Source organism: Limnospira fusiformis SAG 85.79 (genome assembly GCF_012516315.1).
GTDB classification, from domain to species: Bacteria; Cyanobacteriota; Cyanobacteriia; order Cyanobacteriales; family Microcoleaceae; genus Limnospira; species Limnospira fusiformis.
Map to the genome: position 1 here is coordinate 4895797 of NZ_CP051185.1, position 19059 is coordinate 4914855.

A 19059-nucleotide genomic window follows, 5' to 3' on the forward strand; every position below is an offset into this window, starting at 1 on the left:
TTTCCTACACCATTATGCTTTTCTCTATGCAGTTTTCAAGGTTCTGACTGGAACTTATGTCCAGCTATCTAGTCCTAGATTAACATCTACAGACTTAGGAGCTGTACAGTCACCAACTCTCAATTTCTCAATTCAAGACTACCTCACCCCAACTAGCACCTAATTCTAGGAGAGTGGAGGTAAGCGGACTCGAACCGCTGACTTCTGCCGTGCAAAGGCAGCGCTCTACCAACTGAGCTATACCCCCAGTTTGGGGTGGATGTGGGCCATCCTGGACTTGAACCAGGGACCTCACCCTTATCAGGGGTGCGCTCTAACCACCTGAGCTAATAGCCCATAACACGAACCCTAAAGTTTGAAAGCTCTCTGACCGCCCCATCCGACCTAAGGATGACCTCAAGACTCGGCTATTATTATCATCGCACGATGTCCTGAAGTAGGTCTCCCTAAAAAGGAGGTGATCCAGCCACACCTTCCGGTACGGCTACCTTGTTACGACTTCACCCCAGTCATCAGCCCTGCCTTCGGCATCCTCCTCCGCGAACGGTTAGAGTAACGACTTCGGGCGTGGCTAACTTCCATGGTGTGACGGGCGGTGTGTACAAGGCCCGGGAACGGATTCACCGCAGTATGCTGACCTGCGATTACTAGCGATTCCTCCTTCATGCAGGCGAGTTGCAGCCTGCAATCTGAACTGAGGAGAGGTTTACGGGATTGGCTCAGACTCGCGTCTTGGCTACCCTTTGTCCCCCCCATTGTAGTACGTGTGTAGCCCAGGACGTAAGGGGCATGATGACTTGACGTCATCCCCACCTTCCTCCGGTTTGTCACCGGCAGTCTCCCTAAAGTGCCCAACTGAATGATGGCAACTAAGGACGAGGGTTGCGCTCGTTGCGGGACTTAACCCAACATCTCACGACACGAGCTGACGACAGCCATGCACCACCTGTGTTCCGGCTCCCGAAGGCACTCTCGGCTTTCACCAAGATTCCGGACATGTCAAGCCCTGGTAAGGTTCTTCGCGTTGCATCGAATTAAACCACATACTCCACCGCTTGTGCGGGCCCCCGTCAATTCCTTTGAGTTTCACACTTGCGTGCGTACTCCCCAGGCGGGAAACTTAACGCGTTAGCTTCGGCACAGCCCGGGTCGATACAGGCTACACCTAGTTTCCATCGTTTACGGCTAGGACTACTGGGGTATCTAATCCCATTCGCTCCCCTAGCTTTCGTCCCTCAGTGTCAGTTACGGCCCAGCAGAGCGCTTTCGCCACCGGTGTTCTTCCCGATATCTACGCATTTCACCGCTACACCGGGAATTCCCTCTGCCCCTACCGTACTCTAGCTGTTCAGTTTCCACTGCCTTTCAGTAGTTAAGCCACTGTCTTTGACAGCAGACTTGAACAGCCACCTACGGACGCTTTACGCCCAATCATTCCGGATAACGCTTGCCTCCTCCGTATTACCGCGGCTGCTGGCACGGAGTTAGCCGAGGCTTATTCCTCAAGTACCGTCATTGTGTTCTTCCTTGAGAAAAGGGGTTTACAACCCAAGAGCCTTCCTCCCCCACGCGGTCTTGCTCCGTCAGGCTTGCGCCCATTGCGGAAAATTCCCCACTGCTGCCTCCCGTAGGAGTCTGGGCCGTGTCTCAGTCCCAGTGTGGCTGATCATCCTCTCAGACCAGCTACTGATCGTCGCCTTGGTGAGCCTTTACCTCACCAACTAGCTAATCAGACGCGAGCTCATCTCCCGGCGATAAATCTTTTACCTTTCGGCTCATCCGGGATTAGCAGAAGTTTCCCTCTGTTGTCCCCGACCGGGAGCCAGATTCTCACGTGTTACTCACCCGTCCGCCACTAGCTCCGAAGAGCCCGTTCGACTTGCATGTGTTAAGCAGACCGCCAGCGTTCATCCTGAGCCAGGATCAAACTCTCCGTGTTGTCGGCACTAAGACCGATTTTTTGGATTTCACGAGTTCAGCTTGCTTTTTCTGAACTCCTGGCTTATACTGTGGCTAACTCTCAGGTAAACCTGAGTAGTAGCCGATAAATTCATTGACCTGGGGTGGTCATTAAGCTTTCAAACTATTAGTTTTTCTAGGTTCGGGCGCGTTCCGGTTCGTTGCCTCCCCTTCGAGCGCATTTACCAATGTATATTACCTAACTAGGTTTGTCAACCCTTTTTTCAAAAAAATTTTGACTTTTTTTCAGTGACACCCCAAAAACCCCACTGCACAAGGGTTTTACCTAAAAAAGTTTTTTGGAAATCTGGGAGAGTTGAAGGTGACGGAGCGGATAACTAAGGACGCGGGGACGTGGGGCTAGGTTGTCTGATAGTCTCGAATGTAAGGACCACATGATAAGGGGCCATATTATGGGACGGGTGACTTATATATAGAGGTGGCAACAGGCCCAGAAGATGGCACTCCCCAGGATACGGACAAGTTAAAAGCCCAAGTGGTAGAGAAAAAGACTCTGATTCAAGTCAACTGATACATTTACGCGACATTTATCCGGCTATTGCCTGACAATGCGACGATAGCACTATTACCCGTTAAGGTAACAGAGGCGGTATCCCGCAAAGCTTTTAGAAAGATTCCAAAAGCACCGTTCCAGTCCCTGGGTAGAGTGAACCCACACTCAGGACATCGGAACACTTTTGAGCCACCTAGCTGGGAATGCACATGACCACAGTGAGTACAGGTTTTGCTGGTGTATTCTTCCGTCACATCTACAACTGTGGTTCCAGTTATTTCCCCTTGATGTCTCAGGGTTAGTTTGAATCGATAATGCGCCCATGTCAGCATGGCGCGGGCAGTCTTAGACCTGATTAGACGCTTCACCTTGGCAACCATATTGGAAGTCTCGAAGGTGGGCCCAAAAATCCGGCTGTGTTATGGGATGGTCAGGGATGCGACCCAATCAACCAAGGGGTTGAAGTCCTCACCGGGTAGTCCCCACGCCCATTTCAGCTCTATTTCATACCCGAAGGTCTCGCAGGTAGGGGTCGAGAGGGAAGTCGCCTTCCCCCACTCCCATTCAAAACCGTGCTTGATACTTTCGCATCACACGGCTCCTGATGTAGATACCCCTTGGCAACGGGAACAGGGTTACCAACCCCTGCTTTTGTACTTCAACTTTTGGAGCTAAATACAACATCGTAGTGTTTAAACTCGCTTTCGCCGTTAAACTCCTGTTGATTGCAGTAACTATATCTACACCGTGACTAGTGGGCATATCCTAACCATTACAATTAGGCATTGGCTTTCAGTCACATCCCTTCCCCTTAAAGGCATACGATTACACTTTCACTACTCAACAAGATGTACCTGCCGAGAGCCTAAAAAAAGGGGTTTAAACGTTCCGTTTATATGGGCATTCCATCTTTAGACTTGTCCTTTCCACCGGGGTACTTAAAAAGGTCTGTGTAGGTGTTGTATGGAAAACCCTACTTTTCCCCTTGCTCTTTTGAGCGCAGCGTGGCAACCTATTACGCTACTCAATAATGACGATGGTTCAAGCCAGACATTCGGTTTCCCTAGTCATGGATGGTTGGCAGTGGTCGCATTTGGTAGTAGGTTCTACTTCACGCCTTCCGTTCCCCGCTTCAATCCCAAGGTTGTGTATCCTGAAACTGGGGGTGGCTATCGCCTTTACTCTCTACTCCCTGATTTCTCAGTTTGTTTATGACCTTGAGTCCCCTGCCTTGCTCAGATTTCTCCAAGCGTCGGGACATATAAACAGTTATGGGATGGTCAGGGATGTGAATCCCTTATATTCCACAAAGGGGTGGAAGTCCCACTAGGAGGCTATTTCGGGCATTGCATCCCTATTTCACTCCTAAACGTCTCGCACCCATACTTGGTCTTGTAGCGCATCGCCCTAATTGGTTCAACTAATCTGCGATTAAATTAAGCTCTCTACCACCGGGCTAGTGTTTAAAATGATATGGATGCTAGTTGTAGCTAACAGGAAGCTAATTAGCTATTTTTCCGAGACTTGCGGGAAGAGGCTGCAAACAAACCGCCAACAGCCATCAGACCTAACATAGTGGAAGGTTCAGGAACAGAAGGCACGTCACCTGTAGGAATGAAGACTTTGTAAAGACCGTTGTGGGAAGTTCCATCAGTGTACTCAGTTAGTCCAGTAGCAGTAGCACTGAAACTCCACAGATAATCAACTACTCCGTCATATTCATACCTGAGAACTTCACTAGCCTGCCAACCTGCAAACCAGTCTCCGTAGACATTACCTAAGTCCATATGTCCGGCTAAACCGATTTCAATGCCGTTTCGATCGCTTTCAATGTAGGAGATGTTGGGGTCGCTGGCGCGTTCAAAGCCATACATACCGAAAAACGCATTAAAGGCATTTCTTCTACCGATTCTTCCTAAATCAGGTTGGTAGTTGTCCAATAACTCACCAAACCAGCGGTTAGCTAAGTTGTCAGAGCCATATTGGTTCGTGAAGCCACCATCAGCAGTTGTGAACCAATCGAAGGCGTTGAGGCTACTGATAGTCAGGGTTTGGCCGTTAACTTCACCAATCAGGCTGGTCCTTGCACCACCATAGTAAAGATGAGTTATACCTCCACCCGTTCATACTTTGATCATTAATGTGACTGCTGGAGAACAATTCAATGTTACCGCCGGGGGTTCCGTCTAGCCTCCGCAAAATGTCGTCGATGTTTGCAGAAGGGTTGGCATAGGTTTGGTCAACTACACCGTCACCAGTAGTGTCTCGGGCATCGTAGAGGATATAGTCGTCACCTTCGATTCTGAAGTTTTGGGCTAAGACAGGAGCGGCGACCATTGCGGTCATACCTGCGGCAAGGGAGGCACTAACTAAGAATTTGTTGATAAGTCCAGCCATGATTGAAGTCTCCTAAAGTGAATGGTTGAGGGTTGAGTTAGTCCTTTTGGGGAAGCTGTAATCAGCTTTACCGGAAAAGGGATTGTCTTTAATTATGATTAGTTTTTCGTAGATGACACCGCTTTTTTCATCGGTTTTGCGCTTTTAAGTTAGGGCGCAGAGTCTTTAATATAGACATAAATTTAAGGTCTGCTGTTTTTTGACTCTGTGTTTATTATAGTTGACGGTCTCGGAAAAGTCTATAAAGGTTCTGTAAAGTTATCGTGATTTTATATAAAGTTATTGCCAAATTTGATGTGGTCTAAGATGGGTCTGATGATGGTTAAAAATACTCCGTATTTATACGGAAAATTACAGGGTTTTGGGGGTGATGTTTAAGAGATTGATCCGTATATTTAAGGGAGCCGGACTCGATGAAACCCAGACCAGTGCTGGGAATTGTCGAGAACCGGCTCCTATAATGAGTTGTGGCAAGTTAGGTATTAGCTGGCTTAGGGCTGGTGGGACTGCAAGAATTGGGCAATCCTGTCTACGGCGACTTTTAAGACTTCTGGGGGATGGACGAGAGCAAAGCGGACATATCCTTCGCCGGATTTACCAAAGCCAACGCCGGGAGATACGGCGACTCCGGTTTGTTGGACTAATTGGGCGCAGAAGCGGATAGAATCTTGACTCCAGGGTTGGGGGAGTTTTGCCCAAATGTAGAGGGTGGCTATGGGGGTAGGTACATCCCAACCGATGTCATGGAGGGCTTTAACAAAGACATCGCGCCTTTCTCGGAAGGTATCAACGGTGTGGCTAATTAATTCCTGGGAGCCGGTTAAGGCAGCGATCGCTCCATTAAGAATACCACGATACTGATTAAAGTCGATCGCGGCCTTGACCTGTCGCAGAGCGAGAATCAACTGAGGATTTCCGACGGCGAAACCGATACGGAAGCCTCCCATATTATAGGACTTGGAAAAGGTAAAAAACTCTATGGAGACGGTTTTCTGGGGGTCTGCTTGCAAGATCGAGGGGGCAATGGCATCATTATTGAGGGCATTGCCTTCTGGGAAGACAAAATCCCCGTAGGGGAAATCATGAACGAGGACGAGATCATTTTTTTGACAAAAGGCTACGGCTTCCTGAAAAAATGATAAGGGAGCGATCGCCGTTGTGGGGTTATGGGGATAACTCAAGACCATCATTTTGGCTTGAGCCAATACGGCTTCGGGAATTTCCTCAAACTTGGGCAGAAAGCCATTTTCGGCTAACATAGTCATCGGATAAATTTGCCCCCCGGCTATATATACTCCCCCAGCGTGGGAAGGATAGCCTGGATCTTGCAAGAGGGCAAAATCTCCGGGGTCCAGAATAGCTAAGGGTAGATGTCCTGTCCCTTCCTGACAGCCTATGAGTTGCAGAACTTCGGTTTCCGGGTCAACGGGTACGCCATACTTTTGAGTGTACCAGTGAGCGGCGGTATCTCGAAAATCCTTAGTATTGCGGAATAAGGCGTAACCGTGGGTTGTAGTATCGTCGAGGGAGTCCCGAATGCGATCGATAATGTGATTAGCCACAGGTACATCGGAAGAACCCAAAGACAAGTCAATGAGATCTTGTCCGGCGGCCAATGCTTTGGCTTTGGCTCGATCCATATCAGCAAATACATTAGACCGTAGAGGTTCTAGTCGCTTAGAAAATTGCATAGCATTCAACTCCGACGCAAACGGGACTCAATAAGAGATTTACAGATTCTACAGGTGAGGGTCAATCCACTCAATTAGCTTGTTTTTGGTAATTGCTCCCTCTAGGGAGGCGATAATTTCTCCGCCCATAAATAGCCTCAAGGCTGGGACCCCTTCCACTTGACAGAGTTTAACTGCTTGGGGGTTGAGGTCAACTTCTAGTTTAACTACTTTTAGGCGATCGCTGTAAGTATTTGCTACGGCTTGGACGGAGGGGGAAACCAGACGACAAGGACCACACCAGGGAGCCCAGAAGTAGGCTAAAGTCGGCTGTCCAGTATTACCCAGGACTTCGGTTTCAAATTGGGAATCTTGAATGACAATGACGTTGCTACTCATTAAATCTGCTCGGCTAGTACCACTTCCTGATCACTAATTAGATTACCATAGTGCAAAATTGTGACGAGGGCAGTCCTGAATGGGGGTGCGATCGCCAAAATGCAACAAAATTTAACTTTTGAGGGGGACAGAAGGGTGGGAGAGTCGGCGGAGGGTGATTTACCAAAGATCCTGGGTCACTAGCCCGGTCGCTTCGGTTTTGCTCAACAAGCCTTGTAGGACGGCTTTTTATGTTATACTATTTTGTCTGTGCGAAACGTTTAGGAGTGAAATAGGGCTGCAATGCCTGAAATAACTTCCTAGTGGGACTTTCACCCCTTGGTGAAATATAAGGGACTCGTACCCTGACCATCCCATAACTGTTTATATGTCCCAACGCTTGGAGAAATCTAAGCAAGGCAGGGAACTCAAGGTCAATCCCATTTTAAGAAATCGCAATATACCGTCCAAGTATACCTAGGAGGAGTATTAAACCCACTTGGGGCGATTATGGGATAGAGTAACGGCGATAGCCACCCCCAATTTGAGGATTCACACTCCTAGGGTTGAAGCGGGGAACGGAAGGCGTAATAGGGGAACCTACCTCTCACTCGACCACTGCCAACCATCCATGACTAAGGAAATCTGAATGTTCCGACTTGAACCATCGTCAATAGTAAGTAGCGAAATAAGTTGATACGCTGCACTCAAAAGAGTAAGGAGAAAAGTAGGAGTCTGAGCACGCTACCTACACAGACCTTTTTAAGTAACCCGGTGGATAGGACAAGTCTAAAGATGGAATGCCCGTATAAACGGAACGTTTAAACCCCTTTTAGGCTCTCAGTAGTGTTGTGTCTATTGAGTAGTCAAAAGTGTAAGCGTATACCTTTAAGGGGAAAGGATGTGACTGAAAGCTAATGCCTAACTGTAATGGTTAGGATATGCCCACTAGTCACGGTGTGGATATAGAGACTGCGGTAAGTAGGAGTCCTACGGCGAAAGCGAGATTAGGGGTCGAGAGTGAAGTCACCTTCATCCCCTCCCATTCAGAACCGTGCATGAAAGTTTCCCTTCACACGGCTCCTAGTCTGATTGTTCCATTGTTAAGGATACAGCGTTGGCGTTGTCAAATGCCGTTTTATCATCATGACAGTGGCGGTGTAATAGCTGAAGGTTTTTATATTCGTCCTTTCCACCGTGGTTTCGAGGTATAATGTGGTCTACTTCAACTAAATCCGATGGTGCAAAATATTGCCCACACCAAGAACACCTGCCTTTTTGCTTTTTGAGTAGCTTTGCTACTCTATTTGGCGTGTCGATTGCTTGTCCTTTCCTGGTTGCCCAGTAAGTCCAATTTCCGTCATATAGTGTTGCGTCAGGGCGTATTAGGGTGTGTCTAACAATCTGTGTCCAATTATGTTTCCATAGTTGAAGTCCGTCCTTAGTCTTGAATAACCAGGATTCCTGTCTTTCTTTCCCATGGCTAAGTTTAACCGTTCCTTTATGGAAGTAGTTTCCTAGCTTTTCATAGCTTGCCTTTCCGCATCTTGAGATTGTCCATGCCCGCAACATTTGCCAGATTATATTGTCTAGCTTACTGAAAGTCTCCATTGAGACGACCCCTGAGTAGTAATTTGACCATCCACGAATAATCGGGTTTAGTTTACTAATCAGGGCTGATTGAGGTGCTGTTTTATGTTGTTTAATTACACCTTTTATCATTTCTGTGTGGGCTTTGACTGCTTTGTTACTGGGTTTGATGTGAGTTTTATGACCGATTAATCGGTTTGTTGTCCCACCTATTTTTCCAGATTTATATTTTCCTGCTGGGTATTGCCTGATATTGAATCCGAGAAAATCCAACCCTGGTTCTTCAGTTTTGCCATTATACTCAATGGAATTGAGTGTATGACAGATTCGAGTCTTTCCAGGTTTAATCTCTAATCCTACAGGTTTTAGCTATTCGGAAATTGCAGTTTTGCACTGTTCAATGATTTCTAGTGATGGTGATATTACTATGAAATCATCGGCATATCTTATTAGGCAGGCTTTGACAGCCTTACCTTCTTTCTTAGGATACATTGTTTCAATTAGCCTAACCATTCCCAACAGTGCGATGTTGTCTAGGAGTGGGCTTATTACCCCTCCTTGGGGTGTCCCTGCTTCTGTATCCTCAAATACACCGTTATCCAAAACGCCTGCTTTGAGCCATTGTTTAATATCTCGTTTTAGGCTGCTTGAACAATGAATTTTGGACATTAGGTAATCATGGTTTATTCGGTCAAAACATTTCGCTATGTCTGCGTCTAACACGAAGTATTTACCCTTGTTGATACTTGAGTAAATTCGTGCTATTGCATCATGGGCGGATCGTCCAGGACGGAACCCGTAGCTAGTGCCTTCAAATCTTGACTCCCATTCGGGTTCAAGTGCCGACTTGACCAAAGCTTGCCTTGCTCTATCTTGGATTGTAGGAATACCTAGTGGGCGTTTTTCATCCCTTCCAGGTTTTGGAATCCATACTCTCCTAAGTGCTTTTGCTTTGATGTTTCCCTTAATGTTCTCGACGAGTTCAAACCTTTGTTTTGGAGAGATTGCTCTTACTCCATCAACTCCAGCCGTTTTCTTGCCTTGATTATCTTGGAGGGCGGGTTTATTAAGCTGACTGTTGGGAAGCATGGCTGACCGTGGAACCCGCCCCTACAGCCGCACTGCTAAAAGCCGAGCATAGTATGATTTCACCAATAGACGTTGGAACCTTCGTGCCTTCGCGTCCTGTCCCGATTTAGCTGCTTGAAATATCCTCTTTTGGAGTTTGAAAACTTTTCGCTGAACTTTCGCCCACGGAATTGCTTTCCATGCGTTTTTCGTAGTCTTGATTGGTTTGGGTTGACCAAATCCTTTCTTTAAACTCGCTTGCGCCATATATGCTCCTACTTGGCTCTATTCTTGGCAATCAAACCGTGACCCGTCTGCATATCCCTACCATTACGGTCGGGCATTGGCTTCTGGTCACATCTCATCCCCTAACAGGCTTGCGCTTACACTCATCACTTCTGATTACCTCGACCAGATAATCAGAGCCTGGAAGGGGTTACAACGTTCCGTTTATATGGGCATTCCATCTTTAGACTTGTCCTCTCCACCGGGGTACTTTTAAAGGTCTGTGTAGGTAGGTTTAATAAATCCCTACTTTTCCCCTTACTCTTTTGAGCGCAGCGTATCAACCTATTTCGCTGCTTACTAGTGACGATGGTTCAAGTCGGAACATTCAGATTTCCTTAGTCATGGATGGTTGGCAGTGGTCGCCTTTGGTAGTAGGTTCTACTTCACGCCTTCCGTTCCCCGCTTCAGTCCCAGGGTTGTGTATCCTAAAACTGGGGGTGGCTATCGCCGTTACTCTCAACGCAATTGTTAAGGAATTTTAAGATTTCCGATTTTTGCATTTTGACCTTGAGTTCCCTGCCTTTGTTTTGTATATTTCTATACAAAGCGTTGGGACATATAAACAGTTATGGGGATGGTCAGGAGTACGCTCCATATATTCAACCGAGGGGTTAAAATCCCCACCAGGCGGTTATTTCGGGTATTGCAACCCTATTTCATGCCTGAACGTTTCGCACTTTAAAGACTACGTATGTCATATAGCTCTGAAAGTTGAAGTCATAAAGCGGGGGGTTGTAGTCCCGTTCCTACTGACAATAGGGTATTCACATTAGGAGCCGTGTGATGTGAAAGTATCAAGCACGGTTTGGAATTGGAGTTGGGGAAGGTGACTTCCCTTTCGACCATAACAGGCGGGTTGTCCCATATAAATGATTGTACTGGAGTTTAAAGCCAAAGGGAAGTCAAATCACGTGCATTGCCATTGATGAGGCGATCCGAACTGCTCAGTCCATCGGCAATAAAGCGATCGGTTTCTGGATGGATAATTCAGGAATTGGGCAGAATAATTTGTATGGTCTAGGGCAAAACACGCTCGAGATGAATTTCCTTTTGCTAAAAACTTAAACTCCAGCGCCTGTCAAGCGTCCATTGAAAGAGCATATTCGGCAATAAGGAGGTTCTACGAGAACTGCCGGAAAGCCATTCGAGGAAAGAAAGGTTTTCCCAAGTTCAAAAAGAACAGCCGTTCAGTTGAATACACAACTTGTGGTTGGAAGTTATCAGAAACTCGTAATCAAATCACCATTCCCGTCGATTAATGATGCAAGTTGGTATCAGTTCAGGAAGCTAGAGTATTTTGGGGTGAAGTTTGGCAAGGTGACGGTTGCGGTTAACCCGGCTTATACTTCCCAAGAATGCTCTAACTGTGGTGCAGTGGTCAAAAAAGCCCTATCCACTCGAACTCATGTTTGTCAATGTGGGTTAAACTTGGCTCGGGATGGGAATGCTGCGCTCAACATCCTGTTCGCGCAGCGTTGCGCAGCAAAGTCAGCCTTGTGTACGCTAGGGCAAGCGCGAAGGGTCTTATACCCGAACGCTTCAGGAGATTCGACCTATACTATGGCTGGAGCAATCCTGTCAAAGCAAGTTGGGTCTATGAATGAAGAATCCCCTCGCCTTTAGGCAGGAGAGTGTCAAGATTTGTTAAGATTATTAAGAGGATTTCAATTCCCTGCATATAGGCTCTCAATAACCTGATAGACTTGAACACTGGGAGTGCTTAGGGGCGGGTTCACAAATAACCGGTTGCAAATAGAGGCTGTTTACTGAACCAGCCCCTACCATCAGGCAGTCTCAGATGTTGGGAGGATAAAACTCGTGGATAACGCTATTGGTTTAGAGATTATTGAGGTAGTCGAGCAAGCGGCGATCGCTTCGGCTCGATGGATGGGTAAAGGCGAAAAAAATACCGCCGACCATGTGGCTGTGGAAGCCATGCGCCAACGGATGAATCAAATTCATATGCGCGGTCGTATCGTCATCGGTGAAGGGGAGCGCGATGAGGCTCCTATGCTCTACATTGGTGAAGAGGTAGGTATCTGCACCCAGGAAAATTCGGCGACCTTTTGTAACCCAGAAGAATTGGTAGAAATTGACATCGCCGTTGACCCCTGCGAAGGAACTAACCTGGTAGCCTACGGTCAAAATGGCTCGATGGCTGTGCTGGCTATTTCTGAGAAGGGGGGACTTTTTGCGGCTCCTGATTTCTACATGAAGAAACTAGCAGCCCCTCCGGTAGCTCGTGGTCATGTTGATCTTAACAAATCAGCTACAGAAAACCTCCAGATTATCTCGGACTGCATGGGTCGCGCGGTTGAGGAATTAGTGGTTGTGGTTATGGATCGCCCCCGCCACAAGGAACTGATTAAGGAAATTCGGGAAGCTGGTGCTAGGGTTCGTCTGATTAGTGATGGGGATGTGTCCGCAGCTATCTCCTGTGCTTTCTCTGGAACTAACATTCATGCTCTGATGGGTATTGGTGCGGCTCCTGAAGGGGTGATTTCTGCTGCTGCTATGCGCTGTCTGGGGGGTCACTTCCAAGGACAATTGATCTACGACCCAGAAGTCGTCAAGACTGGTCTGATCGGTGAAAGCAAGGAAAGCAACATCGCTCGCTTGAAAGATATGGGGATTGAAAATCCTGATAAGGTCTATAATGCAGAAGAACTGGCTAACGGCAGAACTGTTCTATTTGCGGCCTGTGGTATTACTTCTGGTACTCTGATGGAGGGGGTTCGCTTCTTCGGTGGCGGCGCTCGGACTCAGAGCTTGGTAATTTCCTCTCAGTCGAAAACGGCTCGCTTTGTAGATACTATCCATATGTTTGAGAAGCCGAAAAATATTCAGCTTCGCTAGTTTCCAGTCGGGAAACGGGATCAGGGAAATTGCACAGATTTTGTGAATTTCTGTGGGCTGAAAGCAGAAACACCGGAGATGGCTGAAACCTGATCCCATGCACTAATAAAAAAACCGAAACACTAAACCGTTTTATGAATATTGCAGTCGTAGGTCTTAGTCACAAAACGGCTCCAGTTAACGTCCGTGAACAACTCAGTATTCCAGAACCTCAGATAGAAGGGGCGATCGCGCATTTGTTGAGCTATCCTCATTTGGAAGAGGTGGCGATTCTTAGTACCTGTAATCGCTTGGAAATCTATTTGGTCACAGTTGAGGCTCAACCGGGAATTAGGGAAGTGACTCAGTTTCTGTCGGAGTCGAGTCAACTACCCCTGGCTGAACTGCGTCCCCATCTATTTACGCTTCTCCATGATGATGCAATTATGCACCTAATGCGAGTGGCGGCGGGATTGGATAGTTTGGTTCTGGGAGAAGGACAGATCCTCGCCCAAGTTAAGCAAACTCACAAGTTGGGTCAGCAATACAAGGGAATAGGGCGCATTCTCAATCGTTTATTTAAACAAGCGTTGACGGCTGGGAAACGGGTGCGGACAGAAACTAGCATTGGTACCGGGGCGGTTTCTATTAGTTCTGCGGCTGTGGAATTGGTGCAGATGAAAGTTCAGGATATGTCTGATTACCGAGTGGCTATTGTTGGGGCGGGTAAAATGTCTCGCCTATTGGTACAACATCTGCTCTCTAAGGGGGCTAACCACATCTCTATTATAAATCGTTCGTTAAAGCGATCGCAAGAGTTGGCGGGTCAATTTAGAGAAGCGGATTTGAACTTGTGTCCTCTGTCGGAAATGATGGCTGTTGTGGCTAATTCCGATATCGTCTTTACTAGCACAGGTGCGACGGAACCGATTTTAGATCGGGCTAAATTAGAGACTACTTTAGCGCCTAACCAGTCTCTAATGTTGGTGGATATTTCTGTTCCTCGGAATGTGGCGGCTGATGTCACGGAGTTACCAGGAATTCAGGCGTTTAATGTGGATGACTTAAAGGCGGTGGTAGCCCAAAACTACGAAAGCCGCCGCCAAATGGCGCAGGAGGCGGAGGTTCTTCTTGAAGAAGAGGTGGAAGCCTTTGATGTCTGGTGGCGGAGTTTGGAAACGGTTCCGACCATTAACTGTCTGCGCGATAAGATTGAAGGCATTAGAGAACAGGAACTGGAAAAAGCCCTATCTCGTTTGGGATCGGAATTTGCCGAAAAGCATCAGGAGGTTATTGAAGCCCTGACTAGGGGTATTGTCAATAAAATTCTCCATGATCCTATGGTACAATTGCGATCGCAGCAGGATATTGAAGCCCGCCGCCGGGCTATGCAAACCCTGCAAACTCTCTTTAACCTTGACCCAGAAGCTATATCTGGTCAACAATACAGTTAGACTATCAACGGATTCAGTCCCCCCCGTCCTCCATAAAAGGGGTTTGGGGTGGGTCTGGGCTGGTCACACCACAGGAAAAACAGGCTCTACAGCCTTGAATAGTAGCGGTTACGATGACCGCCAGGGGCGAGAATAACTAATAATCTAATCAACTACTGTAATTTATGCCTTGATGTGGCAAAATATTTAGGAACGAGTAATCAGCTTAAACTGTCGATTAATCTGCTATGACTGCAACTATTCCCACACTAGCGCCCCAATACGACCCTTTCTCCACCGAAGCCAAATGGCAGCAATACTGGGAACAGAAGCAGGTCTTTAAAGCAGACCCTAACCATCCAGGTGAACCCTACTGTATCATGATTCCCCCCCCCAACGTGACGGGAAGTCTCCACATGGGTCACGCTTTCAATAATTCCCTGATTGATGCGTTAATTCGCTATCATCGGATGCGCGGTTATAATACGCTATATTTACCGGGAACTGATCACGCTAGTATAGCAGTACAGACTATTTTAGAGCGACAATTGCGAGAAGAAGGTAAAACTCGCTATGATTTGGGCAGGGATAAGTTTTTAGACCGGGCTTGGCAGTGGAAACAAGAGTCCGGTGGTACAATTGTTAATCAATTGCGACGTTTGGGGGTGTCCTGTGACTGGACTCGTGAACGGTTTACGCTGGATGAAGGATTATCAAAAGCGGTAATTGAAGCCTTTGTGCGTTTGTATGAAGATGGCTTAATTTATCGGGGTGAATATTTGGTGAATTGGTGTCCCGCTAGTGAGTCGGCGGTGTCGGATCTGGAAGTGGAAAATAAGGAAGTTAATGGCAATTTATGGCATTTTCGCTACCCTCTGAGTGATGGTAGTGGGTTTGTGGAAGTGGCGACTACTCGCCCGGAAACTATGTTAGGTGATACGGCTGTGGCGGTTAATCCTAAGGATAAACGCTATCAAAATTTGATTGGTAAAACTCTGACTTTACCAATTATGAATCGGGAAATTCCTATCATTGGGGACGAGTTAGTTGATCCAGAATTTGGGACGGGTTGCGTTAAGGTTACTCCCGCCCATGACCCCAATGATTTCGAGATGGGAAAAAGGCATAATTTGCCGATGATTAATATTATGAATAAAAACGGTTCTTTGAATGAAAATAGCGGACCGTTTGTCGGACAAGATAGGTTTGTGGCGCGGCGAAATGTGGTGAAACGCTTGGAAAGCGAAGGGTTTTTGGTGAAAATAGAAGACTATAGCCATTCTGTACCTTATAGCGATCGCGGAAAAGTTCCGGTTGAACCGCTATTATCTACTCAGTGGTTTGTCAAGATTAGACCGTTGGCTGATCGCGCTTTGGTATCTTTGGATAATCAACATAGCCCGAATTTTGTCCCCCAAAGATGGCAAAAAGTCTATCGTGACTGGTTGGTGAAATTAGAAGATTGGTGCATTTCTCGTCAACTGTGGTGGGGACATCAAATTCCGGCTTGGTATGCGGTGAGTGAAACTGGGGGAGAAATTACTGATCATACTCCTTTTCTGGTGGCGCGGACAGCAGCAGAAGCACAGGAAAAAGCGATCGCCTCCTTTGGAGAAGGGGTAAAACTTCAGCAAGATCCCGATGTTCTCGATACCTGGTTTTCCTCTGGTTTGTGGCCGTTTTCGACTTTGGGATGGCCGGAAAAAACCCCCGATTTGCAAACCTATTACCCGACGAATACTCTGTCTACTGGGTTTGATATCATCTTTTTCTGGGTGGCTAGAATGACGATGATGGGGGGATATTTTACCGACCAAATGCCTTTTCAAACCGTTTATATCCATGGTTTAATCCTGGATGAAAATGGCAAAAAGATGTCGAAATCAGCGGGAAATGGTATCGACCCCTTATTGTTGATTGATAAATATGGGACTGATGCGCTGCGTTATACTTTAATGCGGGAAGTGATCGGCGCAGGACAGGATATCCGTTTAGAGTATGACCGCAGCAAGGATGAGTCGCCGTCGGTGGAGGCTTCCCGGAATTTTACTAATAAACTCTGGAATGCCGCCCGGTTTGTGTTGATGAACCTGAAAGGACAAACTCCCGCACAATTGGGAACACCGAATTTGGAGGAGTTGGAATTAAGCGATCGTTGGATTTTGTCTCGGTTTAACCAAACTGTCAAGCAAACTTGTGATTATATGAATGCTTACAGTTTAGGGGAAGCCGCCAAGGGCTTATATGAGTTTATTTGGGGTGATTTTTGCGACTGGTATATTGAATTAGCCAAGTATCGTTTACAGGGAGATGGCGGCGTTTCTCAGAAAGTAGCCCAGCAGGTACTCGCCTACATTTTAGAAGGCATTTTAAAGCTATTACATCCTTTTATGCCACACATTACCGAGGAAATTTGGCACACCTTAACCCAAACCGGGGAACAAGATTGTTTGGCGGTGCAGACTTATCCAGTATTGCAAGAACAGATGATCAGTTCCGACTTAGAAACCGATTTTGATTTAATTATCGGCACAATTCGCACTCTCCGAAATTTGCGCGCCGACGCTGATATTAAACCCAAGGTGAAAGTTACCGCGATTCTGCAAAGTGAAAATGCCAAAGAAAGGGAGATTTTGCAGCGGGGAGAGGTCTATATTAATAAAATTGCTGGGGTGGATAACTTGGTGATTACAGAAGCCCTAACCGGAAATGAAGGTCAAACTATCGCCGGGGTAGTCGGGACTATTCAAGCCTTAATTCCTTTGGCTGGGGTAGTTGATTTACCAGCCTTGAAGCAACGAACCGAGAAGAAATTGGCAAAAATTCAGAAAGAAATTGACAGCTATACCAAGCGTTTAAGTAATCCTAATTTTGTCGATAAAGCCGACCCGCAGGTTGTACAGGGGGCGCGAGATGCTTTAGCAGAAGCTGAGAAACAAGCAGAAATTCTCCAAAGCCGTTTGAGTGGTTTCTAGGGTTTTCCTAACTGTGGGGAATTTTCCCCACTGACCATCATCTATGTACTCAAAAAGTATTTGGGAGTTCCAAATATTGTTAACAGATGCAATCTCCGAGCCATATCCTCCCAATACCCCTACCATAGCAGAGTCATAAAAATCTAAAACTCTCACACTTAAATTATTCATGAAAATCAAGGTTCAAAATTTAGGTGTTATCAAACAAGCCGAACTCGAGTTAGGAGATCTCACGATTATTTGTGGGGAAAATAACTCTGGCAAAACCTATGTTACCTATGCTTTGTTTGGATTTTTAGCTACATGGAGAGATGGCTTTGAAGTGGAAATTGCCAATGATATTATTGACCAGATTTTAAATCAAGGATTGGCGACGATCAACCTCCTAACTGATATTGATTCCCCAGAAAAAATCCTATCCCAAGCCTCCGAAGCCTACGCAGACAGTCTGGGGGAAATCTTTGGGACAAACCGAGCCAGGTTTGCTCAGACAACCTTTGAAGTTTTTTTAGATTTCAATAGAGATTTTTTTGATGATGTCTATGAAACCAATATAGGAGCCAGAGGCTCTGATCAGCAAATCTTTTCACTAATCAAACCTGTAAATAGCCCAGAATTGACGGTTACACTCCTAGCCACAAAGGAAAATCTGAATTTTCCTCGACAAATCATCAGGAAAATTATTAGTGATTCAATTAAAAATATCCTGTTTTCTCGATTTTTTCCGCGTCCTTTTATCGCCAGTGCGGAAAGAACAGGTGCGGCTATTTTTCGGAAAGAACTCAATTTTGCCCGTAATCGTCTCCTAGATGAACTGAGCCAAGTTGAAGGGGAAAAAGATAGGTTTCAACTGCTGCTTTCTAAGGGGTATGGAGATTATGCGTTGCCGATTCATAAAAATGTTGAGTTTCTGCGTAATTTAGAGGGAATATCTAAACGCAGCAGTAATTTAAGCGAAATCAATCCTGGTATTTTAGACGATTTTGATGATATTATTGGCGGTCGTTATGTGGTCACCAAAAATGATGAACTCTATTATATTCCTACGGGCAATAAAAAAGCTCAGTTAACGATGGATCAAAGTTCTAGTGCGGTTCGTTCGTTACTGGATATTGGCTTTTATTTAAAACATATTGCCAAAATCGGCGAATTACTAATTATTGATGAACCTGAACTAAATTTGCACCCGGAAAACCAACGTCGAATCGCTCGTTTAATTGCTCGGTTGATCAACAGTGGCATCAAAGTATTGATTACGACCCACAGTGATTATATTGTCAAGGAATTGAACACCCTAATCATGCTCAATTCCGATAAACCCCACATTCAACAAATTGCCGAAAAAGCAGGCTATAAACAAGATGAAATTCTCGCGGCTAGTCGTGTTAGAGTTTATATGGCGGAAGAAGCCCTTATCCAATTACCCGGTAAATCGAGGCGGAGTCGCTGTCAAACGTTAACCGTAGCGACAATTACACCGGATTTCGGTATGGAAATTTCCAGCTTTGACACTGCCATTGAAGCCATGAATAAAATTCAAGAAGCGATCGTCTGGGGAGAAGGGTTTTAGTGTGGGAGGTAGATTATCGAATTCTGTCAGAGTTAATTGATGAATCAGCACAAATTAAAGCGATCGCTCTATCCTATAACAATAGACGATGACAATATAAAAGAAATACCGAAGCACTATTTATCGGTTAAGTATCAGCAAGAAATTTATTTCCGAGTGTTCTTAGAAAAAGCATAATTTGAGATGCGATCGCCTCAATACCAGTAACCTCAAATACTTGACGACAGAATGGAGGTTGTGCTATACTCAGAGAAATCGCTTCCAGGGACTTATTGTAACTACACACCCAAAAAAACCGTAAACCCTATATATATCGTGAAATCTTAATATTTTGTGGCTAAAATTTAAAATAGCGATGCACGAGTGTTTGAGGATTTGGCTA

At 46.1% G+C, this 19059-nt stretch carries 16 protein-coding genes, 2 tRNA genes, 1 rRNA gene and 2 pseudogenes; 8 read left to right on the forward strand and 13 right to left on the reverse strand.

Annotated elements, in window-relative coordinates:
• Window positions 1-174: 174 nt before the first annotated feature.
• From HFV01_RS23070 to HFV01_RS23085, 4 genes and pseudogenes are all read right to left on the reverse strand, one after another.
• A tRNA-Ala gene (locus HFV01_RS23070) sits at window positions 175-247 on the reverse strand.
• Between the two features lie 15 nt (window positions 248-262).
• Window positions 263-336, reverse strand: a tRNA-Ile gene (locus HFV01_RS23075).
• A gap of 114 nt (window positions 337-450) precedes the next feature.
• Window positions 451-1939 (reverse strand): 16S ribosomal RNA (locus HFV01_RS23080).
• A gap of 557 nt (window positions 1940-2496) precedes the next feature.
• Window positions 2497-2892, reverse strand: a pseudogene (locus HFV01_RS23085) (zinc ribbon domain-containing protein); the annotation flags it as partial.
• Between the two features lie 574 nt (window positions 2893-3466).
• Between HFV01_RS23085 and HFV01_RS23090 the strand changes: the two are divergent.
• Entirely contained in the window at window positions 3467-3688 is a 222-nt protein-coding gene (locus HFV01_RS23090; RefSeq protein WP_193520192.1) for a hypothetical protein, read from the forward strand.
• Between the two features lie 290 nt (window positions 3689-3978).
• On the opposite strand, the gene HFV01_RS23095 is transcribed toward HFV01_RS23090, so the two are convergent.
• The 4 genes from HFV01_RS23095 to HFV01_RS23105 all read right to left on the reverse strand — a co-directional run bounded on the left by HFV01_RS23095 (window position 3979) and on the right by HFV01_RS23105 (window position 6939).
• Entirely contained in the window at window positions 3979-4584 is a 606-nt protein-coding gene (locus HFV01_RS23095; protein WP_318286301.1) for an NF038130 family PEP-CTERM protein, read from the reverse strand.
• A complete protein-coding gene (locus HFV01_RS31145) occupies window positions 4538-4870 on the reverse strand; it encodes a hypothetical protein (protein ID WP_318285893.1) in 333 nt (110 codons plus the stop codon). The genes HFV01_RS23095 and HFV01_RS31145 overlap by 47 nt, the downstream gene beginning before the upstream one ends.
• Window positions 4871-5361: 491 nt before the next feature.
• The gene (locus HFV01_RS23100; RefSeq protein WP_193520417.1) at window positions 5362-6561 is read right to left on the reverse strand and encodes an LL-diaminopimelate aminotransferase; all 1200 of its coding nucleotides are present in this window, start codon (window positions 6559-6561) and stop codon (window positions 5362-5364) included.
• 48 nt (window positions 6562-6609) lie between these two features.
• Complete coding sequence (locus HFV01_RS23105) at window positions 6610-6939, reverse strand: thioredoxin family protein (RefSeq protein WP_006621552.1); 330 nt, start codon at window positions 6937-6939, stop codon at window positions 6610-6612.
• A gap of 60 nt (window positions 6940-6999) precedes the next feature.
• On the opposite strand from HFV01_RS23105, the gene HFV01_RS31150 reads away from it, so the two are divergent.
• A complete protein-coding gene (locus tag HFV01_RS31150) occupies window positions 7000-7122 on the forward strand; it encodes a hypothetical protein (protein WP_006621553.1) in 123 nt (40 codons plus the stop codon).
• 879 nt (window positions 7123-8001) lie between these two features.
• Here the strand turns inward: HFV01_RS31150 and HFV01_RS31800 are convergent.
• The 3 genes from HFV01_RS31800 to HFV01_RS31810 form a co-directional block, all read right to left on the reverse strand.
• The gene (locus HFV01_RS31800) at window positions 8002-8640 is read right to left on the reverse strand and encodes a group II intron maturase-specific domain-containing protein (protein ID WP_006667865.1); all 639 of its coding nucleotides are present in this window, start codon (window positions 8638-8640) and stop codon (window positions 8002-8004) included.
• 237 nt (window positions 8641-8877) lie between these two features.
• Window positions 8878-9597: a reverse transcriptase domain-containing protein gene (locus HFV01_RS31805; protein WP_006621555.1), complete on the reverse strand. Its 720-nt coding sequence runs from the start codon at window positions 9595-9597 to the stop codon at window positions 8878-8880.
• Window positions 9598-9618: 21 nt separating this feature from the next.
• The gene (locus tag HFV01_RS31810) at window positions 9619-9843 is read right to left on the reverse strand and encodes a reverse transcriptase N-terminal domain-containing protein (RefSeq protein ID WP_006667866.1); all 225 of its coding nucleotides are present in this window, start codon (window positions 9841-9843) and stop codon (window positions 9619-9621) included.
• Between the two features lie 284 nt (window positions 9844-10127).
• Between HFV01_RS31810 and HFV01_RS23120 the strand changes: the two genes are divergently transcribed.
• From HFV01_RS23120 to HFV01_RS23140, 5 genes and pseudogenes are all read left to right on the forward strand, one after another.
• Window positions 10128-10346: a hypothetical protein gene (locus HFV01_RS23120; protein ID WP_193521343.1), complete on the forward strand. Its 219-nt coding sequence runs from the start codon at window positions 10128-10130 to the stop codon at window positions 10344-10346.
• Between the two features lie 387 nt (window positions 10347-10733).
• Window positions 10734-11487 (forward strand): annotated as a pseudogene (locus HFV01_RS23125) (zinc ribbon domain-containing protein).
• Between the two features lie 195 nt (window positions 11488-11682).
• Window positions 11683-12720: a class II fructose-bisphosphatase gene (gene glpX / locus HFV01_RS23130; RefSeq protein ID WP_006621556.1), complete on the forward strand. Its 1038-nt coding sequence runs from the start codon at window positions 11683-11685 to the stop codon at window positions 12718-12720.
• Between the two features lie 134 nt (window positions 12721-12854).
• Window positions 12855-14153 carry a glutamyl-tRNA reductase gene (locus HFV01_RS23135; protein WP_006621557.1) on the forward strand — a complete coding sequence of 433 codons (1299 nt, stop codon included), beginning with the start codon at window positions 12855-12857 and terminating at the stop codon, window positions 14151-14153.
• 227 nt (window positions 14154-14380) lie between these two features.
• Window positions 14381-17107, forward strand: coding sequence for a valine--tRNA ligase (locus HFV01_RS23140; protein WP_006621558.1), 2727 nt, complete (start codon window positions 14381-14383; stop codon window positions 17105-17107).
• On the opposite strand, the gene HFV01_RS23145 is transcribed toward HFV01_RS23140, so the two are convergent.
• The gene (locus HFV01_RS23145; RefSeq protein WP_152344040.1) at window positions 17051-17278 is read right to left on the reverse strand and encodes a hypothetical protein; all 228 of its coding nucleotides are present in this window, start codon (window positions 17276-17278) and stop codon (window positions 17051-17053) included. The genes HFV01_RS23140 and HFV01_RS23145 overlap by 57 nt on opposite strands.
• Here HFV01_RS23145 and HFV01_RS23150 point away from each other — a divergent pair.
• Window positions 17277-18677: an AAA family ATPase gene (locus tag HFV01_RS23150; protein ID WP_006621559.1), complete on the forward strand. Its 1401-nt coding sequence runs from the start codon at window positions 17277-17279 to the stop codon at window positions 18675-18677. The two genes, HFV01_RS23145 and HFV01_RS23150, sit on opposite strands and share 2 nt — an antisense overlap.
• 127 nt (window positions 18678-18804) lie before the next feature.
• On the opposite strand, the gene HFV01_RS23155 is transcribed toward HFV01_RS23150, so the two are convergent.
• A complete protein-coding gene (locus tag HFV01_RS23155) occupies window positions 18805-18963 on the reverse strand; it encodes a hypothetical protein (protein WP_006621561.1) in 159 nt (52 codons plus the stop codon).
• Window positions 18964-19059: the final 96 nt, after the last annotated feature.

Excerpts from the sequence above, each read along its gene's own strand:
- HFV01_RS31145 (WP_318285893.1), bottom strand. The coding sequence starts at position 4,870 with ATGGCTGGACTTATCAACAAATTCTTAGTTAGTGCCTCCCTTGCCGCA.
- HFV01_RS23100 (WP_193520417.1), bottom strand. The coding sequence starts at position 6,561 with ATGCAATTTTCTAAGCGACTAGAACCTCTACGGTCTAATGTATTTGCT.
- HFV01_RS23105 (WP_006621552.1), bottom strand. The coding sequence starts at position 6,939 with ATGAGTAGCAACGTCATTGTCATTCAAGATTCCCAATTTGAAACCGAA.
- HFV01_RS31800 (WP_006667865.1), bottom strand. The coding sequence starts at position 8,640 with ATGATAAAAGGTGTAATTAAACAACATAAAACAGCACCTCAATCAGCC.
- HFV01_RS31805 (WP_006621555.1), bottom strand. The coding sequence starts at position 9,597 with ATGCTTCCCAACAGTCAGCTTAATAAACCCGCCCTCCAAGATAATCAA.
- HFV01_RS31810 (WP_006667866.1), bottom strand. The coding sequence starts at position 9,843 with ATGGCGCAAGCGAGTTTAAAGAAAGGATTTGGTCAACCCAAACCAATC.
- HFV01_RS23135 (WP_006621557.1), top strand. The coding sequence starts at position 12,855 with ATGAATATTGCAGTCGTAGGTCTTAGTCACAAAACGGCTCCAGTTAAC.
- HFV01_RS23140 (WP_006621558.1), top strand. The coding sequence starts at position 14,381 with ATGACTGCAACTATTCCCACACTAGCGCCCCAATACGACCCTTTCTCC.
- HFV01_RS23150 (WP_006621559.1), top strand. The coding sequence starts at position 17,277 with ATGAAAATCAAGGTTCAAAATTTAGGTGTTATCAAACAAGCCGAACTC.
- HFV01_RS23145 (WP_152344040.1), bottom strand. The coding sequence starts at position 17,278 with ATGAATAATTTAAGTGTGAGAGTTTTAGATTTTTATGACTCTGCTATG.